This window comes from Buttiauxella sp. (assembly GCF_035271705.1).
In the GTDB taxonomy this organism is placed as follows: domain Bacteria; phylum Pseudomonadota; class Gammaproteobacteria; order Enterobacterales; family Enterobacteriaceae; genus Buttiauxella.
Map to the genome: position 1 here is coordinate 12,272 of NZ_DATERI010000047.1, position 21,142 is coordinate 33,413.

At 50.5% G+C, this 21,142-nt stretch carries 19 protein-coding genes; 9 read left to right on the top strand and 10 right to left on the bottom strand.

The annotated features are described in order from the left end of the window. Window positions 1–7: 7 nt before the first annotated feature. Both ppx and ppk1 read right to left on the bottom strand, forming a co-directional pair. Window positions 8–1,549: an exopolyphosphatase gene (gene ppx, locus VJY99_RS03485; protein WP_324116377.1), complete on the bottom strand. Its 1,542-nt coding sequence runs from the start codon at window positions 1,547–1,549 to the stop codon at window positions 8–10. Window positions 1,550–1,553: 4 nt separating this feature from the next. Then, entirely contained in the window at window positions 1,554–3,614 is a 2,061-nt protein-coding gene (ppk1, locus tag VJY99_RS03490) for a polyphosphate kinase 1 (protein ID WP_324116379.1), read from the bottom strand. 191 nt (window positions 3,615–3,805) lie between these two features. On the opposite strand from ppk1, the gene VJY99_RS03495 reads away from it, so the two are divergent. Further along, the gene (locus tag VJY99_RS03495) at window positions 3,806–5,467 is read left to right on the top strand and encodes a hypothetical protein (protein ID WP_324116381.1); all 1,662 of its coding nucleotides are present in this window, start codon (window positions 3,806–3,808) and stop codon (window positions 5,465–5,467) included. 3 nt (window positions 5,468–5,470) lie between these two features. Here the strand turns inward: VJY99_RS03495 and VJY99_RS03500 are convergent, their stop codons facing one another. Beyond that, the gene (locus VJY99_RS03500) at window positions 5,471–6,577 is read right to left on the bottom strand and encodes a glycoside hydrolase family 88/105 protein (protein ID WP_324116383.1); all 1,107 of its coding nucleotides are present in this window, start codon (window positions 6,575–6,577) and stop codon (window positions 5,471–5,473) included. 10 nt (window positions 6,578–6,587) lie between these two features. Further along, window positions 6,588–8,033, bottom strand: a complete 1,446-nt coding sequence (locus tag VJY99_RS03505) for an MFS transporter (RefSeq protein ID WP_324116405.1) — start codon at window positions 8,031–8,033, stop codon at window positions 6,588–6,590. A gap of 447 nt (window positions 8,034–8,480) precedes the next feature. Between VJY99_RS03505 and VJY99_RS03510 the strand changes: the two genes are divergently transcribed. Together VJY99_RS03510 and VJY99_RS03515 are read left to right on the top strand one after the other, a co-directional pair. Further along, window positions 8,481–9,836 (top strand): glycoside hydrolase family 28 protein, encoded by a 1,356-nt coding sequence (locus VJY99_RS03510; RefSeq protein WP_324116385.1) that lies wholly within the window; start codon window positions 8,481–8,483, stop codon window positions 9,834–9,836. After that, complete coding sequence (locus tag VJY99_RS03515) at window positions 9,829–10,092, top strand: SemiSWEET transporter (RefSeq protein ID WP_324116387.1); 264 nt, start codon at window positions 9,829–9,831, stop codon at window positions 10,090–10,092. Before VJY99_RS03510 ends, VJY99_RS03515 begins: the two co-directional genes overlap by 8 nt. A 160-nt stretch (window positions 10,093–10,252) precedes the next feature. On the opposite strand, the gene purN is transcribed toward VJY99_RS03515, so the two are convergent. Beyond that, entirely contained in the window at window positions 10,253–10,894 is a 642-nt protein-coding gene (gene purN / locus VJY99_RS03520) for a phosphoribosylglycinamide formyltransferase (RefSeq protein WP_324116407.1), read from the bottom strand. A gap of 93 nt (window positions 10,895–10,987) precedes the next feature. Further along, on the bottom strand, window positions 10,988–12,031 hold the full coding sequence (gene purM / locus VJY99_RS03525; protein ID WP_324116389.1) for a phosphoribosylformylglycinamidine cyclo-ligase: 1,044 nt from the start codon (window positions 12,029–12,031) through the stop codon (window positions 10,988–10,990). A gap of 338 nt (window positions 12,032–12,369) precedes the next feature. Between purM and upp the strand changes: the two genes are divergently transcribed. From upp to VJY99_RS03540, 3 genes are all read left to right on the top strand, one after another. Then, a complete protein-coding gene (gene upp, locus VJY99_RS03530; RefSeq protein ID WP_324116391.1) occupies window positions 12,370–12,996 on the top strand; it encodes a uracil phosphoribosyltransferase in 627 nt (208 codons plus the stop codon). A 215-nt stretch (window positions 12,997–13,211) separates the two neighbouring features. Next, window positions 13,212–14,498 carry a uracil permease gene (gene uraA, locus VJY99_RS03535; RefSeq protein ID WP_324116393.1) on the top strand — a complete coding sequence of 429 codons (1,287 nt, stop codon included), beginning with the start codon at window positions 13,212–13,214 and terminating at the stop codon, window positions 14,496–14,498. Window positions 14,499–14,597: 99 nt separating this feature from the next. Then, on the top strand, window positions 14,598–15,299 hold the full coding sequence (locus tag VJY99_RS03540; protein WP_324116409.1) for a DnaA inactivator Hda: 702 nt from the start codon (window positions 14,598–14,600) through the stop codon (window positions 15,297–15,299). A gap of 97 nt (window positions 15,300–15,396) precedes the next feature. Here VJY99_RS03540 and arsC read toward each other — a convergent pair whose 3' ends face one another. Then, the gene (gene arsC, locus VJY99_RS03545) at window positions 15,397–15,753 is read right to left on the bottom strand and encodes an arsenate reductase (glutaredoxin) (protein WP_324116395.1); all 357 of its coding nucleotides are present in this window, start codon (window positions 15,751–15,753) and stop codon (window positions 15,397–15,399) included. 11 nt (window positions 15,754–15,764) lie between these two features. After that, on the bottom strand, window positions 15,765–17,228 hold the full coding sequence (bepA, locus tag VJY99_RS03550) for a beta-barrel assembly-enhancing protease (protein WP_324116397.1): 1,464 nt from the start codon (window positions 17,226–17,228) through the stop codon (window positions 15,765–15,767). A gap of 211 nt (window positions 17,229–17,439) precedes the next feature. On the opposite strand from bepA, the gene VJY99_RS03555 reads away from it, so the two are divergent. Then, window positions 17,440–18,510, top strand: a complete 1,071-nt coding sequence (locus tag VJY99_RS03555) for an AI-2E family transporter (RefSeq protein WP_324116399.1) — start codon at window positions 17,440–17,442, stop codon at window positions 18,508–18,510. 54 nt (window positions 18,511–18,564) lie between these two features. On the opposite strand, the gene bcp is transcribed toward VJY99_RS03555, so the two are convergent. Continuing rightward, window positions 18,565–19,035, bottom strand: a complete 471-nt coding sequence (bcp, locus tag VJY99_RS03560) for a thioredoxin-dependent thiol peroxidase (protein ID WP_324116400.1) — start codon at window positions 19,033–19,035, stop codon at window positions 18,565–18,567. 14 nt (window positions 19,036–19,049) lie between these two features. Further along, window positions 19,050–19,607: a glycine cleavage system transcriptional repressor gene (locus VJY99_RS03565; protein WP_324116401.1), complete on the bottom strand. Its 558-nt coding sequence runs from the start codon at window positions 19,605–19,607 to the stop codon at window positions 19,050–19,052. Window positions 19,608–19,752: 145 nt separating this feature from the next. Between VJY99_RS03565 and dapA the strand changes: the two genes are divergently transcribed. Both dapA and bamC read left to right on the top strand, forming a co-directional pair. Next, a complete protein-coding gene (gene dapA / locus VJY99_RS03570; RefSeq protein ID WP_324116402.1) occupies window positions 19,753–20,631 on the top strand; it encodes a 4-hydroxy-tetrahydrodipicolinate synthase in 879 nt (292 codons plus the stop codon). Window positions 20,632–20,647: 16 nt separating this feature from the next. Beyond that, window positions 20,648–21,142 (top strand): outer membrane protein assembly factor BamC (gene bamC / locus VJY99_RS03575; RefSeq protein WP_324116403.1); only part of this gene is annotated, 495 nt, incomplete at its 3' end.

The window sequence follows — 21,142 nt, forward strand, 5'->3', positions numbered from 1 at the left end:
TGTACTATCAGGCAGCCACGTTCGGGCTAACTTCTTCTTCAATTGAGAGCTGCCATCCTGGGACACTCTCCCAGTATTGCTGTTCACGTTCTAAATCCAGCAAGACCAGCGTGTTCTGGTTAAACCAGTCGTAAGGGAATCGCAGCGTCCAATGGTTTTCATCGGTTTCCAGAAACAGCGTCGGCGGTGTGGTGGTTGCCTGACGTTGGTTATTCAGCAATACGCCCAGACGTAGGATCTGAATTAACGGTAAGAACTGCTTTTTCTTAAACAGGGAAAATCGTGGCAGATCGTCAATTTTTATCGCTTTACGGTGATAGCGCACCAGTGAAGCAATCAACATCTGTTGCTCCTGATTAAAACCCGGCAGGTTGCTGTGCTGCAGAATATAAGCCGAGTGGCGATGTAGCCCACTGTGATTAATATTCAGCCCTACTTCGTGCAGCATCGCTGACCATTTCAACAGCGCGGCCATCTGTGGATTGGCCTGTTTCGGGTTTTGAATTTCCCACTGCTTATACATAATCTCAGTGGTATTCAATACACGTTTGGCCTGATCGCTATCAATATGGTACTGATTCGCGAGGCTTTGTGCAGTGCGGATACGGATGTCCTGGTGGCGGAAGCGGCCTTCCATTTCATAGAGAACACCCTCACGCAGTGCGCCATCGGACAGGCGCAATTCACGAATCGCCAGTGAGTCAAACACGCCACAAAGAATCGCCAGACCGGGCACAAACACCGCTTTACGCTCTTCCGATAAGCCAGGCAGGCTCATTGAGTTGAAGCTATTGTATTTCAATACTTCATCGCGCAGCATTTCCAGGCGTTCAGGGGTGATCATCCCATCTTTCTCGCCCATATTGATCAGCACTTCATGAGCGGCTTTGATGGTGCCAGACGCACCCATCGCCACATTCCAGCCTTGTAAGCGATACTGCCAGGAGAGAGTCTCCAGCTTTTGCACAGCAGCAAGACGCGCACGTTTGAAGTTTTCCGGCGTGATATTCCCGCCTGGGAAAAAGTTTTGTGCGAAACTCACACAGCCCATGCGGCGGCTCTCGACTAGCATCGGCTCGAAATCCTCGCCAATCACCAGCTCTGTTGATCCGCCACCAATATCAATAACCAGTTTGCGGCCTTTTTCAGGCTGAGTATGTTCCACACCCATGAAAATCAGTCGCGCTTCTTCGTTGCCGGAGATGATTTCAATCGGGTAGGGGATAACCTGCTCGGCGCGTTTGAGGAATGCTTCGGCGTTTACCGCCTGGCGCAAACTGTGCGTTCCGACGATACAAACATTGGCCGCAGAGAACCCCTGAAGGCGCTCAGCAAATAACGCCAGGCATGAAAGCCCACGTTCCATCGCTTCTTCGCTTAACTCGTTATCAGCATTCAGACCATCAGCTAAATGGACGCGCTGTTTCAGGCGCCCAATGATTTGCATTGCGCCATCAACAACGCGCGCGATAACCATATGGAAGCTGTTCGAGCCAAGGTCTATCGCGGCGAATTCTTGTGGTCTTGGAGCGTGTTTTTTTATCGGCATGGCGTTATTCAGGCTGTTCCAGAGATTTTATGTAATCGTAAATCGCTAATTGCGAGCGCACCTTACGGCGGTTACCGCGTGGTACATAGCGATTACTGAGTTCTTTGTCGATATAGCGCGCTTTCACGGTATCACTGAACAGTATCTCAATGATATCCAGCACCCGTTGTTTCAGGCGTGGGTCGAGAATAGCAACAGCCACTTCAATACGGTAATCGATGTTACGTGTCATCCAGTCGGCGGAGGAGAGATACACTTTTTTGTCTCCACCATTTTCAAATATATACACACGATCGTGTTCCAGATAGCGGTCAACGATACTAATCACACAAATGTTATCGCTGATGCCCTCCAGATTAGGGATAAGTGCGCACATGCCACGCACCAATAAATCCACTTTCACACCTGAGCTTGAGGCTGCATACAGACGATCTATCAGCCCTTTATCGACCAGGTTGTTCAGTTTCAGAGTAATGCCAGACGGTTTACCGTTTTGCGCATTCGCAATCTCTTTGTCGACCAAATCATAAAGCAGGCGACGTGAGTTTTGTGGTGAAACCATCAGATGTTCAAACGTCACCGGGCGATACGGGTTTTCGATAAAGTTAAATACCCGACGCACTTCATTGGTGATGCGAGCATCAGCGGTGAGTAACGAATAGTCGGTATAAAGCCGCGCAGTTTTCTCGTTAAAGTTACCGGTGCCGATATGGGCATAACGCACCACTTCGTCGCCTTCTTTACGGGAAATCAGGAATAATTTGGCGTGAATTTTAAGGCCTGGTGCGGAGAAAATAACGTGCACACCCGCTTCAGTCAGGCGCTTCGCCCAGTGAATATTCGCTTCTTCATCAAAACGCGCCTGCAACTCAACCACGACGGTGACTTTCTTACCGTTGTGCGCGGCATGAATCATCGATTCAATGATGCGCGAGTCTTTCGCCACGCGATAAATATTGATTTTAATCGCCAGAACGCTTGGGTCGAACGAAGCCTGGCGTAGCAATTCCAGCACGTGCTCAAAAGTGTGGTACGGATAATAAAGCAGCACGTCACGATTACGGATTGCATCAAAGCCGTTACGGAATTTATCGAACCAAATATGACGCAGACGCGGCAACGGTTTGTTGACTAAATTCGCTTTACCGACATTCGGGAAACTAATGAAATCTTTGAAGTTATGGTAACGACCACCGGGCACGACAGAGTCGTGATTGGTGATGGTCAGCTTATTACGCAGCATCTCGACCAGGGCATCGGGCATATCACGTTGATAAACAAAACGCACCGGCTCTGCGGTCAAACGCTGTTTCAGGCTCGAAGACATCAATTCCAGTAGGCTGGATTCCATTTCGGTGACCAGGTCATACTCGGCGTCGCGCGTCATTTTCATTGAATAGGCGTTCAGCGTGTCGTAATCGAAGAAGCCTTTGAAAATGTCGTCCAGGCAATAGCGCAGAATGTTATCCAGCAGGATCATTGGCTTGCGGCGGCGCGGTGCTTCCGGTGGCAAATTCACAAAGCGCGGCACTTTATCAGACGGGATTTCCAGTAGAGCGTAGCGAATATCGCTGCCCTGGATAATTTCCACCGCCAGATAGGTGTAATCATCTTTGAGGAACTGCACCAAATCGGTGTCGTGGTTAATTAAAATTGGCGTGATGTGCTGGCGCAGGTAATGTTTAAAATAATGGCGCAGCCAGTTTTGCTGATTTGGAGAAAGCTGGCGTTCGTTGATCAAGAAGATCTGATTACGCGCCATTTCCAACAGCAGATCGTTATACAACCCATCAAATTCTTGATCGGCCTTCAGAACACGCGCCTGGATTTTATTGAGTAAATGGCGCGAATTGGGAGCCGTGCCTTGCTCTTCACTGATCAGAATTCGCCGCTTAAGTTCAGCGAATCGGACCTTGTAAAATTCATCAAGGTTATTCGAATAGATGCCGAGAAAACGCATTCTCTCAATCAGTGGATTAATTTTATCCGCTGCTTCCTGGAGCACACGTTCGTTAAAAGACAACCAGCTCAGTTCTTTTTCGATATACAGCTTATCCTGACCCATTAGCCCTCACTTGCGTTTTCGTGGACGTAAAAATGCCGTCACGTCTGACATTATGGCGAGCTTTGACGTGGAATGTCCAACAATGGCCCGTAAACCAATTTCTTTCTTGCTTTCAGCACTGTGAGAAGCAAGACAGTAGCTGCATTAATTTTTAATTAAAATGCTGTTTTATAAAGCGGAGGGATCTGGAAATGTGGGAAACAAGGGCGCTTGAACTGAACAACCAGGAGTTATGGAACTGGCATCAAGCCTGTCAGTTTGTCGATTATGCTTGTGCACATAACTTTAATACCGTGGTGATAGGGCAAACCGACCTCCTTGGCAAGCTTGTCACCCCGGTGGGTTACACTCCTGCGCAATATAATGACCGTATATCCGTGCATCAGCGTGGCTGTTGCGTTTACTTAAATCGGTTAGCACAGTACTGCAAGGCGCGTGGCTTGCGTTTTTATCTTCAGGCTAAAGAGTTAGGTTTCCCAGCTGATTTACTCCTGCAACACCCGCAGCTATTCGATGGTCACGGCGGCCTGCGTTTTGATGTTGATTTCTGGAGCCAGTATCTGACAGATAAACTGGCGCTGGTCTGTAAACAGATTCCCGCGATAGATGGCCTGCTACTGGCAATTTCAAATACCGACAGCCTGGTGCCGATAGCAGCACCAGACTGGAAAACCAACGTGGCACAGCAAAAAAAATCGGCCAGCACGGCACTTTACCGTTGTTGCTTTAACGCCGCCGCGCAGGTGATGAAACACCATCACAAACATCTGGTACTGCGTCTTTTCCCTGCCAGCAATGATGATGTTGAACCAGTACTTGAGGCTATCGCCGGTCTACCGAACGATGTAGCGGTATCGGTAAAACTCACGCCGGAACGCTTCTGGCCTGAATTCCCTAATAATCCTGCCTTACTTGCGATTACCGAACGTGAAGTCTGGGCCGAAGTTGACGCCGCAGGGGAAGAAGTGTGTTGGGGAAACTTACCGTTTATCCGTGTTGATGAAATGCAGGGACGATTACTGTGGTGCCAGGCCAGCAACCCGGCTATCAAAGGCGTGTTGTGCAAAGCAAGCTGGGAAGGTATCGATAATCACTGTGTCATTGGAACCTTGAGTGAATTTAACCTCTTTAGTTGTGCAAGATTTCTTGACCCAAACTCCCCGTCAGAGAGTACATCCCAGCGACTGAAAAGTTGGCTAATGGAGTGCTGGCAATGGCAAGCGGATGAGCAACAGCTTCAGGTTTTGGAAGTGTTGTTTGAACAGGCCCATCAGGTGATTTACAGCTCCATTTACACCCGTCACCATGTTTTTCATCGTCACAGCCTGTTACCTGAAAGCTACGGTCAGGTGGTGTGGAGTTTGTACGGGCAACTTAACCGCAACCACTGGTTACCCGGTTCTGCAGATGACATTGTCTTTGACAGCAAAGATAGTGAAGGGGCGTCACGGAAACTTTCGTTAATTGCTGCCGAGAAAGATATTGCATGGCTTGGGGCGGAAAATGTTCAGCGTCAGGCATTAGAATTTGCGCACAACGCCGGTTTCCCTCCGGCATTAGCTCTGCGTTGGCAAACCGAATGGCAGGGGCTGTTTTTGTATTGCCGGGCATTTATCCATGCCCAAAAAGCTTTTTTTACGCTGCACTACGCGCGTGAAGTTGAGAACAACTGGAGCTTGCGTGAAGTTTGCCAGGCGAATATTCAGGCACTCTATGGAACGGCTCATGAGATGGAAGATTTCTGTACAAAGTTTTTGGATGGCCCGCCAGCACTACACGTGATGTTTGACGCTGGACGGGCTCGTTCGCTGGCGGGAAGTCTGAACCGCGAGCTGGTGAAGCTTTTATCGTAGGTGCTAAATGTGTAAACGCAGTGACTCAACCAGGCAAAGAATCGCCATCGCTTGCCCATATGGCATTGAGGTCAGCGGAATATTTCGGTAGTGGTCGAGGTCGTGACCCATCGCCGTACCAAACGACACTTGCGTCAATTCACCTTGTGGCGTGATGTGCTTGATAATCCCCTCGGTCGCACGTTGTGCGACTGGCAACCAGTGGCTTTCTAAGTAGCCCAGACGCACGGCCTTGAAGATCCCGGCTGCGAATCCAGCACTGGCAGAAGCTTCAACATAGCTTTCAGGGTCGTTAAGCAGCGTTGGCCACAGGCCATTCTCCGCCTGGCATTCAGCCAGTGCTGCGACCTGGTTGCGCAAAACATTGCACAACTGGCGGTACAGCGCGTCTTGCGGTGGTAAATCTAACAACTCCAAAAACTCAGGAATGGCGAGGGTAATCCAGCTATTGCCACGCGCCCACAATGCACCGGCAAAGTGGTGCCGCCCTTCAAAGTTCCAGCCGTGGTACCACAGCCCCGTTTTAGGCTCAGCGAGATACTGAATATGCTGAGTAAACTGGTATTTTGCCTCTTCTATCCATTCCGGTTTATTAAGGAGTTTGCCAATTTTTGCCAGCGGCAACACTGCCATCATCAGTGTATCGTCCCAAATTTGCTGGTGATGATCATTTTCATAGGTTACGTGCTGGAAACAGCCTTCGTCGGTACGTGGCAGTTGATGCTGGAGCCAGCGGCCCCAGGTTTCCAGGTAGGGGAGCCATTGTGGATTGGGTTGCTCCTCATAACATAATGCCAGCGTCAGGAATGGGCAGGCAGTATTCACGTTTTTAACTGGCGTACCTTCGGCAAAACGATCGCTAAACCAGCGGTCGATAAGCTCTTTGGCACGCTCAGAACCGCTCACTTGATAGTAGCGATATAAACCAAACAGGCCAATTCCGTGAGTCCATTCCCAGCCCGCCCAACCTTTTGTATCTACAATCCGGCCATCACTGAGGCGTTGTAAAAAACGTCCATCAGCGTCTTTGATGTCGACCAGCCCACCAATCAGGCTATCAATGAGCTCAGTGGTATGTTCACGCGTTGGGGATAACAGTGTCGTTGTCATGGTCTGTTCCTTAAACAGAAGTTGTGGCTGGAGTCAGGGTGACTTCGTGGGTTGGACGATATGCCCAGTTAGCATTGCTGTGCGGGTGACCGGTCAGGGTCTCGACAACCTCTTTGGTCTCAGGACTTGCATCTTCGGGTTCTCCACCCGCACGTAAGCGTTCCAGTTCGCTTATCAGCACCTGATGGCGTGACTGGCTGAGTCGGAAGCGGAATGCCCCGCACATCGCCATCACTGCCAGTACACCTGGGCCGACAACGAACACCCACCAGATACCCTCGATTGCAGAACTACTTTGTGTTGTCACACCTTTGGTAAAACCAAAGGATTCAAGCGCCAAACCAACAATAAACAGCGCCAGCGCCTGGGAGAACTTGCGGGTGAGCATCATCACACCGGCATAGATCCCTTCGCGGCGCACGCCGGTATAAGCCTCATCGACATCAGGTAAGAAGTTGTAGACGTTCCATGGAATGAGATAGGTGCCACCCCGCGCGATACCCATCATGACAGCCCCGACCAGCACCAACATGCCAATGGAGGCATAGCTGGCCGAAAGTTGGCTGAAGTAAACCAGGCTTATCAAAATCATGCCGATAGCCGCTTTATACGCATGGCCGTTGCCGACGCGAATACACAGCCAGGTGAAAACAGGGATGGCGAGAAACTGGAACAACGTCATCAGGCTCAGAGCTTGCGAAGCCAGGCCGGCGCTGATTTGCAGCACATAGGTCATGAAGTGCATAAACAGCGAGCCGAAAATATCCAGTGCTACCGCTCCGCCCACATACATCATGATATGTATGCGGAAGGTCTTAAGGCGAAACGTGGACAGCATTTCCCGATACAGAGATTTCAGCGTGCTGAGCAACCCAGTTTGTGTTTGCGGTGGTGGCAGGTTTTCACGCTCCCATGTGCCACGCCAGACGAAAATCCATGGCAGTGAAAACAGCACGGCGAAGGTAATACCGATAAGCATAAATGCCTGATCTTTATCTGCGACATGCGCCAGAATCTGCCCAGGTATCAGCGCGGAGAGAAATGCCGTGGCTTGCGCGAACAACATACGCGCTCCCGACATTTTCGAGCGAGTTTCGTAGCGGTTGGTCATCTCCGAAGGCAGCGTGTCGTAAGGGACCATCAGCAATGTGAAGACGGTACTGAACAGCAAATAGGTGCCCAGATACCAGAAGTAGCCGTATCCGCTTATCCACATCAACGCGAAGGTGAGTGAGAACGGTGCGCCGATGATAAAGAACAGCCGGCGGCGTCCCCAACGGCTGCGAATGTTATCGGTGATATAGCCCATCACCGGGTCGGTAATACCATCCCAAATTTTGGCGATGGCGAAGATGGATGCCGCAGCGGCAGGCGATAGCCCTGCGACCTCAATATAAAAATACAGCAGCCAAAGACCCGTAATGGTCATCGCGCCACTGCCAAAAATATCGCCCATCCCCCAGGCGAGTATATTTTTGGTTTTGACTTCCCTTCCGGCGGTTGCGGTTGTTTTTTCCGAAATTTTATCCATTGCTCTTTTGTCTCGTGTCGATAAAAAAGGAGTTCGGCATTTACGGTACGAAGTGTGGGCAGCAGTCTCCACGGCAGCAGAGAGGGTTTTGTCCAGTAATGCGAAGGATGCGGGGAAATATCGAGCAAATGTTCATCGTTTCACGCCGTTGAAATGACGCAGAGGCAAAAAAAGGCAATAAAGTGTGATTTGCATCACCAAGGAAAAATGTCACTCAACCCCAGCGTGAAGCAGATCACCTTTTACCCTTGAGCAAAACACATTTTGCGAGTCAGGCTGCATTTCTGCCAGTCAGGCGGTATTAACCCATAGAGTGCAGAAAGAGGACGTGGTGAGATGCCAGGGTCTTTTACATTGAGTGATGAGAGAACCATGAAACTGACTCTGGCCCCGCAATGGGCGAGTAATGACGATAAAAATCAAGATACCCTCCGCTTCCAACAGGCACTGGATACCCTGGCGAAACAGGGTGGGGGGACGCTGGAAGTTGAGAGCGGTTGTTACAACCTGGGCGGGTTAACACTGCATTCAAATACCACACTTTCTTTGCAGGCTGGTGCGGAATTGGTGGTTAGCGATGATTATCGTCATTTCCAGCAGGCCACAACGCTCAGCACCGCAGAGTGTTCCAACTGGGCTTTTCTGTACGCTTTCGGTGCGCACAACATTACGGTTTGTGGTGCCGGGAAAATTAACGGTAATGCAGAAGGTTGGTTTGCTCCGCAGGCAGATGAAATGGGGTATCGGCAGCCTGCTAAACAGCGTCCACGCATGATTGTTTTCGAGGATTGCACCAAGGTCCAACTGCAGGATTTCACGATTGAGAATGCCCCAATGTGGACCATTCACCTCGTCGCGTGTCAGCAGGTAAAAGTCACTGGCATCACCGTGGATAACGACCTGACGATGGCGAACACGGATGCGCTGGATATCGACAGTTGCCAGCAAGTGCATATCAGCAACAGCCACTTCAGCGCCGCCGATGACACCATTTGCCTGAAGACCAGCCGTAAACCGGCACCGTTACAACGTGCAACACGGCAAGTGGTCGTGAGTAATTGCACGCTTCGCTCCAAAAGCTGCGCGTTGAAAATTGGGACTGAAACCTGGGAAGACATCGAAGATATTTGCGTAACCAACTGCGTAATCTATGAGTCAAACCGTGCGATAGGGCTTGTCTCCCGGGATGGTGGCCGTTTACGCCGCATGATTTTCAGCAACATTACCTTTAGTTGTGAGATGGCCCACGCCTGCCATTGGGGCAAGGCAGATCCAGTTTATCTTTCGGTGCGCGCCCGTGACCCAGAAATTGATCCCGGCGAAATCGAATTTATCCAGTTTCGCGGCCTTTCTGGGGTGAGCGATGGGGCAATAAATATGCACAGCGAGTTACCTGGGCAAGTCAGACATATCATTTTTGATGGCCTACAACTCACACAGCGGGTCAGCACCTCACCCGAACAGGGTTTGTATGACATTCGCCCGCCGTGTAATCCGTTGTCACCAACCGGAATGGGCCTGGACAACGCCTGGTGCCTGAATCCACAAACGCAACGCGCCTTCGGCGTGGAGGCGTATCCTGGTGGTTTGCCTGCCCTGTATGCCTGTGGCGTTAATGATTTGACGCTGCGTAATGTAGAAATTGATCGTCCACAGCCATTGCCTGCAGGTTGGAACGCACGTGAGAGGGTGTTAGTTGATTGCAATGGAGTGAAACAAGATGTCTGATTTTGCCTGGCTTGGGTCTGTTGCCGCATGCTGCACAACGGGGTCGTTTGCATTACAGGTGCTGCATATTCTGAAGAACCGCGATACCAAAGCGATATCACTGAGCATGTATCTGGTGTTTGTGTTCGGCGTGCTGTGTTGGTTGTTGTACGGGGTGAGCAATGGGGATGTTCCCCTGATGGTAGCCAATGGCATCACGCTTTTGCTGGCGGCGACAGTGTTGGTGATGAAGGTGATGAACGAACGAGTGCGATAAACGGTGGCGGGGTGCCCGTCATCGTATTATGTCTATAGCCAAAATAATTCGAGTTGTGGGCAGGCGGCAAAGTCGTAAGACCCCAGGAGCATAGTGAACTATGTGACTGGGGCGCACGGATGCAGCCAACGCACCCACAACTTGAAGTATGACGGGTATACTACTCTTCTGCGGCATAACCTTGGGAAGGTAACGCTTTACCATCAAGCCAGGCGCTATTTTCACGCATTTCCAGTCGTCCTTCGATAAACCAGGAAACGACCAGTGGATAAATCGCGTGTTCTTGATGCTGCACGCGAGCGGTGATGTCGTCTTCATCGTCACCGTCAAAAACCGGGACTTCGGCCTGAAGAATGACCGGCCCACCATCCAGTTCTTCGGTGACAAAATGCACCGATGTCCCGTGTACTTCATCGCCGTTTTCCAGTACCTGACTATGGGTATTGAGGCCAGGATATTTAGGCAACAAAGAGGGGTGGATGTTGATGAGGCGGCCAGAATAGTGCGTGACAAACTCAGGGCTAAGAATGCGCATATAACCGGCCAGTACCACCAGATCCGGGGCGTAGGCGTCGATCTCGAGCATTAGCTCACGATCAAATGCCGCCCGATCAGCGAATTGGCTGGCCGTTAATGCGTGTGCAGGAATTTCCGCTTCACGCGCACGCTCAAGGCCAAAAGCATCGGTTTTATTACTGAATACCGCCGCTACGGCGCCATTAATTTGTTTACTCTTACAGGCATCAATAATGGCCTGAAGATTGCTGCCGTTACCAGAAACCAGCACCACAATGCGTTTCATCATCCCTTTTTCCTCCACGTAGCAATCACCCTGGTCACATAGTTGGCTATGCTCCCAGGGTTTCACTCAGTCGCCGGCTTGCGGCAACTCAGATCAGTCTGCGGAGATAACTACGCGCTCAGCGGAATCAGAAGCTTTGATACTACCGATTTTCCAGGCGTTTTCACCTTTTGCATTCAAAAACTCAACGGCTTTATCAGCTTCGGCAGCAGGCAACGCAATCAGCATGCCGACACCACAGTTAAAGGTGCGGTACATTTCGTGACGGCTAATATTCCCGGCTTGTTGCAGCCAGTTAAATACCGCAGGCCATTGCCATGAAGACTCAGCGATAACCGCCTGAGTGTTGTCTGGCAGAACGCGTGGGATGTTTTCCCAGAAACCGCCACCGGTCAGGTGAGCAATTGCATGCACATCAACGTGTTCAATCAGTTCCAGAATCGATTTCACATAGATACGCGTCGGTTCCAGTAGGTGATCTGCCAGCGGTTTGCCTTCTAATTCGGTGGTCAGTGGGTCAGCACCGCTGACTTCCAGTACTTTACGTACCAGAGAATAACCGTTGGAGTGTGGGCCACTGGAAGCCAGAGCAATCAGCACATCGCCGTCGGTCACTTTAGAACCGTCGATGATTTCAGATTTTTCGACCACACCGACACAGAAACCCGCAACGTCGTAATCATCGCCGTGGTACATGCCCGGCATTTCAGCGGTTTCGCCGCCAACTAATGCACAACCCGATTGCAAGCAACCTTCGGCAATACCGGTGATAACGCTGGCTGCGGTTTCAACATCAAGTTTGCCAGTCGCGTAATAATCGAGGAAAAACAGCGGTTCAGCGCCCTGGACTACCAGGTCGTTCACACACATGGCGACCAGGTCGATGCCGATTGTGTCGTGACGTTTCAAATCCATAGCCAGACGCAACTTAGTACCCACACCGTCGGTGCCGGAAACCAGCACAGGCTCACGATACTTCTGAGGTAACGCACACAGCGCACCAAAACCGCCTAATCCACCCATGACTTCCGGGCGGCGGGTTTTTTTCACTACGCCTTTGATTTTATCGACCAGAGCGTTACCTGCATCAATATCAACACCGGCATCTTTGTAGCTGAGAGAAGTTTTGTCGGTCACTGCTAATTCCCCGCGGATGGGTTAGAAATAAAAAACGCCGCAATTCTAACAGTGCAGGCAAACGTTTGCGAGCCTCTTATTCAGCGGTAAGTAATTATTGTTGATATATACCCGGCATACTTCGAATTGCATGTGCGTTGGCAACACTGACTCACCCAAATCACTGACCAGAGTCAGCTCATTGGGACTCACTCGCTTGCCGCCTTCCTGCACCTCGAATTATTTTGGGTATACTCTTTTTCAACTAGCTTGATCTCGAAGCGGTGGCGCGGCGTTAAAAAAGCGGTATAATCCGGCGATTTTTTTTGTGGTGGCCAACTATCTCGGGGAGAAAGAGTATGAAGATCGTGGAAGTCAAACACCCACTCGTCAAACACAAGCTGGGCCTGATGCGTGAGAACGACATTAGCACCAAACGCTTTCGTGAACTCGCCTCAGAAGTTGGCAGCTTGCTAACTTACGAAGCCACGGCGGATCTGGAAACTGAGAAAGTCACTATCGAAGGCTGGAACGGCCCGGTAGAAATTGATCAGATCAAAGGTAAGAAGATTACGGTCGTGCCAATTCTGCGCGCCGGTCTGGGTATGATGGAAGGCGTACTGGAAAACGTTCCAAGCGCACGTATCAGCGTTGTAGGTATTTACCGCAACGAAGAAACGCTGGAGCCAGTCCCATATTTCCAGAAACTGGTTTCTAACATTTCAGAACGTATGGCGCTGGTGGTTGACCCTATGTTGGCAACCGGTGGTTCAATGATTGCCACTATCGACCTGTTGAAAAACGCCGGTTGTACAAGCATCAAGGTGCTGGTTCTGGTGGCTGCACCAGAAGGTATCGCAGCGCTGGAAAAAGCGCACCCGGATGTAGAGCTGTTTACTGCTTCTATTGATCAGGGCTTGAATGAGCACGGATACATTATTCCGGGCCTCGGCGATGCTGGCGATAAGATTTTTGGTACTAAATGATACCCTTCATGTTTCGGGCTGTAGGTGTGTTGGCGGCTTTCGCGAACTTAGGTCACGTAGTGAATCTACGCTTCCTGGGATTTGCTCAGTTGCCGCCTTCCTGCAACCCGAAATATATTGGGTATTACAAAATTAGCCGACTTTGAAAGTCGGCTTTTTTTTGATTTGTTCGACCCATTATTTTTATAAAAAAACAATCCTCAGAGGAAAACACAATGACACGCCGCGCTATCGGGGTAAGTGAAAGACCGCCCCTGCTGCAAACGATACCGTTAAGCTTACAGCACTTGTTCGCCATGTTTGGTGCCACCGTTCTGGTGCCTATCCTGTTCCACATAAACCCAGCGACGGTTCTACTGTTTAACGGGATCGGGACGCTGCTGTATCTCTTTATCTGTAAAGGTAAAATCCCGGCCTATCTGGGTTCAAGCTTTGCATTTATTTCGCCAGTATTGCTGCTTTTGCCGCTAGGTTATGAAGTGGCGTTAGGCGGTTTTATCATGTGTGGCGTGTTGTTCTGTATCGTGGCGCTGATTGTGAAAAAAGCCGGTACCGGTTGGCTGGATGTGATGTTCCCTCCAGCGGCAATGGGTGCGATTGTGGCGGTCATCGGTCTGGAGCTTGCGGGCGTGGCGGCGAGCATGGCGGGTTTACTGCCTGCTGCGGGTACATCAGCTGATTCAACGACGGTCATCATCTCGCTAGTGACGCTTGGAGTCACGATTTTCGGTTCAGTATTGTTCCGTGGTTTCTTGGCCATTATCCCGATTCTTATCGGTGTGCTGGCGGGATATGCGCTCTCCTTCGTCATGGGCGTGGTTGACGTGACGCCAATTATTGATGCACCTTGGTTTGCACTGCCAACTTTCTACACCCCGCGTTTTGAGTGGTTTGCCATCTTCACCATTCTGCCTGCGGCATTGGTGGTGATTGCAGAACACATCGGCCACCTGGTGGTGACGGCAAATATCGTGAAGAAAGATTTGCTTCGCGATCCTGGCCTGCATCGTTCGATGTTCGCCAACGGCGTTTCGACTATTTTCTCTGGTTTCTTCGGCTCTACGCCGAACACCACCTACGGCGAGAACATCGGCGTGATGGCGATTACCCGCGTGTATTCCACCTGGGTTATCGGCGGTGCTGCGATTCTGGCGATTCTGCTTTCTTGTGTCGGTAAACTGGCGGCGGCCATCCAAATCATCCCTGTTCCGGTGATGGGCGGTGTCTCTTTGCTGTTGTACGGCGTGATTGGCGCATCGGGTATTCGTGTGTTGATCGAATCAAAAGTTGATTACAGCAAAGCACAAAACCTGATCCTGACATCCGTCATCCTGATAATCGGCGTAAGTGGCGCGAAAGTGCATATTGGTGCCGCTGAACTGAAAGGTATGGCGCTGGCGACAATCGTCGGTGTGGGTCTAAGCTTAATCTTCAAATTGATCAGCATGCTGCGCCCGGAAGAAGTGGTGTTGGATGCCGAAGATAGCGACCTAAAACCGTAGTTTTGATTCAAGCCGGGCGGTGTACTCGCCCGGTTCTACTGGTCGTCAATTCTGTGATAGACTCTCTGCGTTTTTCTGCCTGTTATGGTTGAGGTAATTCTGAATACACCGGCACAGCTATCACTGCCACTCTATTTGCCTGACGATGAAACTTTTGCAAGTTTCTGGCCGGGTGATAACCCTTCTTTACTCGCCGCCCTCCAGTCTGTGCTCCGTCAGGACCACAGCGGTTATATCTATTTCTGGTCGCGAGAAGGAGGAGGGCGCAGCCACTTGCTGCATGCCGCCTGTGCAGAACTGTCGCAACGAGGCGAAGCGGTCGGCTATGTGCCTCTTGATAAACGCACCTGGTTTGTTCCGGAAGTACTCGATGGTATGGAGCAGCTAACGCTGGTGTGTATCGACAATATCGAGTGTGTGGCGGGTGACGAGCTATGGGAGATGGCGATTTTTAATCTCTATAACCGCATTCTCGAATCAGGAAAAACGCGCCTGTTAATTACCGGCGATCGCCCACCGCGCCAGCTCAATCTGCAATTACCTGATCTCGCATCGCGCCTTGATTGGGGGCAAATCTACAAACTGCAACCGCTCTCCGATGACGATAAACTCCAGGCTTTGCAACTGCGCGCCCGACTGCGCGGGTTCGAGTTGCCAGAGGACGTGGGGCGTTTTCTGCTTAAACGTTTGGATAGGGAAATGCGCACGTTGTTTACGACGCTTGATCAGCTTGATCTCGCTTCTATTACTGCGCAACGTAAGCTGACGATCCCGTTTGTGAAAGAGATTTTAGGGCTTTGATCTTTCGGTGGATGGCGCTAGCGCTTATCCACCCTACTCAACCTGATGAAACCGGGTAGGTCGGATAAGCGAAGCGTCATCCGACAATTATTGGGCACTACAAAATTTCCAGCACTGACTCCGGCGGGCGCCCAATTCGCGCTTGTCCATTTGCCAACACAATTGGGCGTTCAATCAATTTTGGATTCTCGACCATCGCCTGAATTAATTGCTCTTCACTTAACATGGCGTCCGCCAGATTTAGCTCCTTGTACACATCCTCTTTCTGACGCATCAGTTCGCGCGCGCTGGCAAAACCTAATTGCTCCAGCAAGGACTTGAGCGTTGTGACATCTGGTGGGGTTTCCAGATACAACACCACTTCGGGTTCTACGCCATTTGCTTTGAGCAGGCTTAACGTTTCACGGCTCTTTGAGCAGCGCGGATTGTGATAAATAGCAACGGCGGTAGACATCGTAACTCCTGTTACATCTTAGAATACTGAAGGAAACGTGTTTGTAATTGGCGGAACTGATCGATTCGCGCGTCATAACGAGCTTGTTGCAAACTACCCAACTTAACTTGAGAACTGGCGCCGCTGAGCAGCGTAATCGCTTGATCGAGTTTCCCGACCAGCGCCATAACTTCAGCACGTGCGGCAAGTTCTTGATCACGATGACCTAACGCCGCTTCCGCTTGCGCTAACAAGTCCCAGGCGTTGCTGTCATCTGGATGGGCAAATGTATAGCGATTTAGGAGCTCTGCAGCCTGTTTGGGCTGGCCTGCCTGCACATAAGCATTGGCGAGGTTCAACTGCAACACTGGGTTTTGTTTCAAATCAGGGGCGTTTTTCAGGCGATTAATCGCATCTGCAGTTTTCTTTTGCCCAAGGTCAATATCGGTCGATAAATCGAGATACCACTCATTACCGGGCTGCGCTGCGAGCAACGGCTGCAATAGTTTGCGCGCCTCATCCCAGTTATCTTTGCCCATTGCCTGAAGTGAACGGCCATACGTTGCAGCGTGTTGCTCACGGATATTGCCCTTCGACCAGCTATCCAATAAATCACTAGTCAGCTGATTACGACCTGAGTTGTACATCCCCAGCGCACGGGCTTTTGCCATATAAAAATCTTCAGAAGATTGCACTACCATCGGCTTCATTTGGTTGGCGCGGTTTCGGGAATCTGACAAACGGCTTTCCGGTAATGGGTGGGTCAGGAGAATCTCTGGTGGACGCGAGGAATAACGTGACTGGTCGAGAAGTTTCTCAAGGAATGTCGGCATGGCTTGTGGATCAAAGCCCGAACGCTGCAACACCTGAATCCCGATGCGGTCAGCTTCCTGTTCGTTCTGTTGTGTAAAGCTGATCATACCCTGCTGCGTACCCGCAAGTGTACCGCTGAGTGCCGCCATACCCGCTTGCGGACTGGCCATCGCCAGTAAAATAGACCCTAACGCACCCACCCAGGTCAGAGGGGCATTCTTTTTCTGATCTTCCATCGCACGCGCCAGGTGACGCTGCGTGACGTGAGAAATTTCGTGCGCCATAACCGATGCCAGCTGGCTTTCGTTATCTGCATAACGGAACAGGGCTGAGTGCAGCACCACATTGCCACCGAAGAAGGCAAAGGCGTTAATTTCGTCGTTGTTAATCAGATAGAAGTGGAAGGGCGTCTTAACGGAGTTGGCATGGCCAACCAGACGCATGCCGAGTTTGTTAACGTATTGCACGAGCAAGGGATCATTGATTAATGGGGCACTGCCTCGCAGTTGGCGAACATAATAATCGCCCATTTGTAATTCCTGGCCGATTGACAGCGTGCTTGCTGCTGAAGTCCCCATATCTGGCAGTTGATCGGTCTCATCAGCAAACGCTGGTGTTGCCGGCCCCGCAAGTAAGGCTGCCATCAGTGTTGCAACCAGCGATTTTTTCAACTGCTTGAACATACGTCCTGTCCTGTTTAATCAAAGTTAATCTTCGACAAGTATTACCTGATTTTGTTCGCTTCCAACGATGAACTGTACCCCACCGCATGGCTAGGATCTATCTTATCTGCGCCAATTTTAAACCGCCATTGAACAGCGATAAAAAGCGAAGTCTTTAATGTGACATTTAGATACAATCTCTCTTCGCATAATGCTGTCAGGGAAGGAATGTATGCTCGAGATGTTGTTGCAGTGGTATCGCCGACGGTTTAGCGACCCGGAAGCTATTGCACTGCTGGTAATTTTGGTCGCAGGATTTGTCATTCTGTTCTTCTTCCATGGACTGTTAGCGCCTCTGTTAGTGGCGATTGTGCTGGCTTATTTGCTGGAGTGGCCAACGGCGCGGCTTCAGCGTATAGGGTGTTCGCGTACCTGGGCGACGACGATTGTGCTGGTGTTATTTGTCGGTATTTTGTTGTTGATGGTTTTAGTGGTGGCACCAGTCGCCTGGCAGCAGGGGATCTACCTGATTCGTGACATGCCGGGGATGTTTAATAAACTTTCTGCTTATGCCGCAACGCTGCTAAGACGTTACCCAGCCCTGGTTGATGCAGGCATTATTGATGCCATCGCTGAGAATTTGCGCGGGCGCATGATGGGCATGGGTGACCAGGTTGTGAAGTACTCACTTGCCTCTTTAGTTGGCCTCTTAACGCTGGCTATTTACTTGATTTTAGTCCCGCTGATGGTGTTCTTCCTGGTCAAAGATAAAGAACAGATGTTGAATGCTGTGCGCCGTGTTTTGCCACGAAATCGTGGTCTTGCCGGGCAGGTGTGGTTGGAGATGAATCAACAAATCACGAATTACATCCGCGGCAAAGTTTTGGAAATGCTGGTCGTGGGTGTGGCGACATATATCGGCTTTGTGATTTTTGGCCTGAATTACTCGCTGCTGTTGGCGGTGCTGGTCGGGCTCTCGGTGCTCATTCCGTACATTGGCGCGTTTGTGGTGACGATTCCGGTAGTGTGCGTCGCGTTATTCCAGTTTGGCCTCGGCACGGAATTCTGGACGCTGTTTGCCGTCTATCTCATCATTCAAGCGTTGGATGGCAACCTGCTGGTGCCAGTGCTATTTTCCGAGGCGGTTAACCTGCATCCATTAGTCATTATTCTGTCGGTGGTGATTTTTGGTGGGCTGTGGGGGTTCTGGGGAGTGTTCTTTGCTATCCCGCTTGCCACGCTGGTTAAAGCGGTGGTACATGCCTGGCCGGATACTCTGCTAATAGACGACAAGCTCAATTAGAAACAGTAAAAAGCCGACATTACGTCGGCTTTTTTAATATTGTTAATGCTGTAATTAAATGTTTTCTTTCAGCCAGTCCACTACGATGTCGTGATGGTTGCTGGTTTTGAAATCATCAAACACTTTCTCGACATTCCCTTCGCCATCCAGCAGGAAGCTAATACGATGGATGCCATCGTAAGTTTTCCCCATAAACGATTTCTCGCCCCACACCCCAAACTGTTCGCAGACTTGATGGTCCTCATCAGAAAGCAGGGTGAAGTTGAGTAACTCTTTTTCGGCAAAACGTGAAAGTTTTTCTGGTTTGTCGGTGCTAATGCCCAGCACTTCCACACCTTTCTTTTTCAACTCGTCCATGTTGTCACGCAAACCGCACGCTTGCACGGTACAGCCTGGCGTCATCGCTTTAGGATAGAAATAAACCAGAACGCGCTGTCCCTGGAAGTCGGTTAAATTTATTTGCTCGCCGTCTTGATCAGGCAAGCTAAATTTCGGTGCGTTATCACCGGCTTTCAGTGGGCTCATTACAACTCTCCGTCTTAATCATCTTGCTGTGGATAATTCACAACGTTAATACTGCCTTGTGCTTTGAGTTCTGTACAGAGGGCCTTGAACTCATCTTCGATTCTACTTGCATCTTCTGAGGCGGGACTATGCGCAGTAATCTGGATGTAAAGCTGTGGTGGCTGGCCATCCTGAGCCGGTTGGGTACGAGAACTCAGTTCGGCAATATTCATTTGGTGAATATCAAACAGATTTGTGAAGCGTTCGATTAAATGAGGGGAATCGGTCACTTCCACCTGCACCCAGACTGTCGCGGGCATTGCCGGACGCTCTTGTGCCGCAGTACGCTTCATGACAATGAGCAAGTCCAACTCGGCACCCTTCAGTGGCAGAGTCGATTCAATCAGGGTAATTGCATTCCAGGTGCCCGACAGCAGCATAATAAACGTGAACTCTTCACCGAGCATAGCCAGGCGACTGTCTTCAATATTACAGCCGCAACTGCTCACATGGCGGGTAATGGTATTAACAATACCAGGTCTATCCGCCCCAAGGGCCGTAATGACTAAATAATGGTGTGGTGAGGGAGTCAAACGTATTCTTCCTGTGAATCGGTGAGATATCATAAGGAAAGCACAAAAAAAACTTGCGTACAACCGTGTAGCGTCACCTGACGACTTGCTTTTGATCCTGCACCAAACGTACCATTGAGACACTTGTTAGCACAGAGGATGGCCAATGTTCACTGGAAGTATTGTCGCGCTTGTGACGCCGATGGATGAGAAAGGTAATGTCTGCCGGTCAAGCCTGAAAAAACTGATTGATTACCATGTTGCCAGCGGGACTGCGGCGATTGTTTCGGTAGGGACTACCGGAGAGTCTGCTACGTTGAGTCATGACGAGCACGGTGATGTGGTGCTGATGACACTGGAACTGGCTGATGGCCGTATTCCTGTTATCGCAGGGACTGGCGCAAACGCCACCTCTGAAGCTATCTCCTTGACGAAGCGTTTTGAAAATAGCGGGATTGTGGGTTGCTTGACGGTAACGCCTTACTACAACCGTCCAACTCAGGAAGGGCTGTACCAGCATTTCAAAGCTATCGCCGGAAGCACCGACCTGCCGCAGATGTTGTACAATGTACCTTCTCGCACGGGTTGTGACATGCTGCCTGAAACCGTAGGCCGCCTGGCGAAAATTAAAAATATTATTGGTATCAAAGAAGCCACCGGGAACTTAAGTCGTGTAAACCAGATCAAAGTGCTGGTTGAAGATGACTTCATCCTGGTGAGCGGCGACGATGCGAGTGCGCTGGACTTCATGCAGTTGGGTGGCCACGGTGTGATTTCTGTGACGGCAAACGTAGCCGCGCGTGAAATGGCAGAAGTGTGTAAACTGGCCGCCAATGGGCAATATACGCAAGCGCGCGTTATCAACGAACGTTTGATGCCGCTGCACAATAAATTATTTGTTGAACCCAACCCTATCCCAGTCAAATGGGCATGTAGGGAGTTGGGACTTGTGGCAACCGATACCTTACGCCTGCCAATGACACCGCTGACTGAAGCCAGTCGTCCGGTGATTATTAGCGCGCTCAAGCATGCCGGTTTGCTGTAAAGTTTAGGGAGATTTGATGGCTTACTCAGTACAGAAGTCGATGGTGGCGAAAGTTGCAGTGGTTTCGTTAGCCATGCTGTTGGCAGCATGCAGCACCGACCAGCGTTTCAAGCGCCAGGTTAGCGGTGATGAATCCTATCTGGATGCTGCTCCACTGGCGGACATCCATGCCCCAGCGGGCATGATCCTGCCGGTGCAAAATGGCACATATGACGTTCCGGTCACCAACGGCAGTGGCGCAGTAGGCAAAGAGCTGGATATCCGTCCGCCTGCTCAACCTCTGGCATTGGTGAGTGGCGCACGTACTCAGTTCACTGGGGACACCGCCACCCTGATGGTCGAAAATTCGCGTAGTACAACGCTGTGGCCACAAGTTGTCAGTGTTCTTCAGGCAAAAAACTACGGCATTGATAAACGTGATGACGCGAGCCAGACTCTGTCCACTGAGTGGGTAGAATGGACCCGTGCTGATGAAGATCAACAATACCGTGGGCGCTATCAAATCAGTGTG

What these genes read in the sequence shown, in the direction of transcription:
- ppx (WP_324116377.1), bottom strand. Translation starts at nt 1,549, where the DNA reads ATGCCGATAAAAAAACACGCTCCAAGACCACAAGAATTCGCCGCGATA.
- VJY99_RS03505 (WP_324116405.1), bottom strand. Translation starts at nt 8,033, where the DNA reads ATGGGCGATATTTTTGGCAGTGGCGCGATGACCATTACGGGTCTTTGG.
- VJY99_RS03515 (WP_324116387.1), top strand. Translation starts at nt 9,829, where the DNA reads ATGTCTGATTTTGCCTGGCTTGGGTCTGTTGCCGCATGCTGCACAACG.
- uraA (WP_324116393.1), top strand. Translation starts at nt 13,212, where the DNA reads ATGACACGCCGCGCTATCGGGGTAAGTGAAAGACCGCCCCTGCTGCAA.
- VJY99_RS03510 (WP_324116385.1), top strand. Translation starts at nt 8,481, where the DNA reads ATGAAACTGACTCTGGCCCCGCAATGGGCGAGTAATGACGATAAAAAT.
- ppk1 (WP_324116379.1), bottom strand. Translation starts at nt 3,614, where the DNA reads ATGGGTCAGGATAAGCTGTATATCGAAAAAGAACTGAGCTGGTTGTCT.
- upp (WP_324116391.1), top strand. Translation starts at nt 12,370, where the DNA reads ATGAAGATCGTGGAAGTCAAACACCCACTCGTCAAACACAAGCTGGGC.
- VJY99_RS03500 (WP_324116383.1), bottom strand. Translation starts at nt 6,577, where the DNA reads ATGACAACGACACTGTTATCCCCAACGCGTGAACATACCACTGAGCTC.
- VJY99_RS03495 (WP_324116381.1), top strand. Translation starts at nt 3,806, where the DNA reads ATGTGGGAAACAAGGGCGCTTGAACTGAACAACCAGGAGTTATGGAAC.
- purN (WP_324116407.1), bottom strand. Translation starts at nt 10,894, where the DNA reads ATGAAACGCATTGTGGTGCTGGTTTCTGGTAACGGCAGCAATCTTCAG.
- dapA (WP_324116402.1), top strand. Translation starts at nt 19,753, where the DNA reads ATGTTCACTGGAAGTATTGTCGCGCTTGTGACGCCGATGGATGAGAAA.
- bcp (WP_324116400.1), bottom strand. Translation starts at nt 19,035, where the DNA reads ATGAGCCCACTGAAAGCCGGTGATAACGCACCGAAATTTAGCTTGCCT.
- VJY99_RS03555 (WP_324116399.1), top strand. Translation starts at nt 17,440, where the DNA reads ATGCTCGAGATGTTGTTGCAGTGGTATCGCCGACGGTTTAGCGACCCG.
- arsC (WP_324116395.1), bottom strand. Translation starts at nt 15,753, where the DNA reads ATGTCTACCGCCGTTGCTATTTATCACAATCCGCGCTGCTCAAAGAGC.
- bepA (WP_324116397.1), bottom strand. Translation starts at nt 17,228, where the DNA reads ATGTTCAAGCAGTTGAAAAAATCGCTGGTTGCAACACTGATGGCAGCC.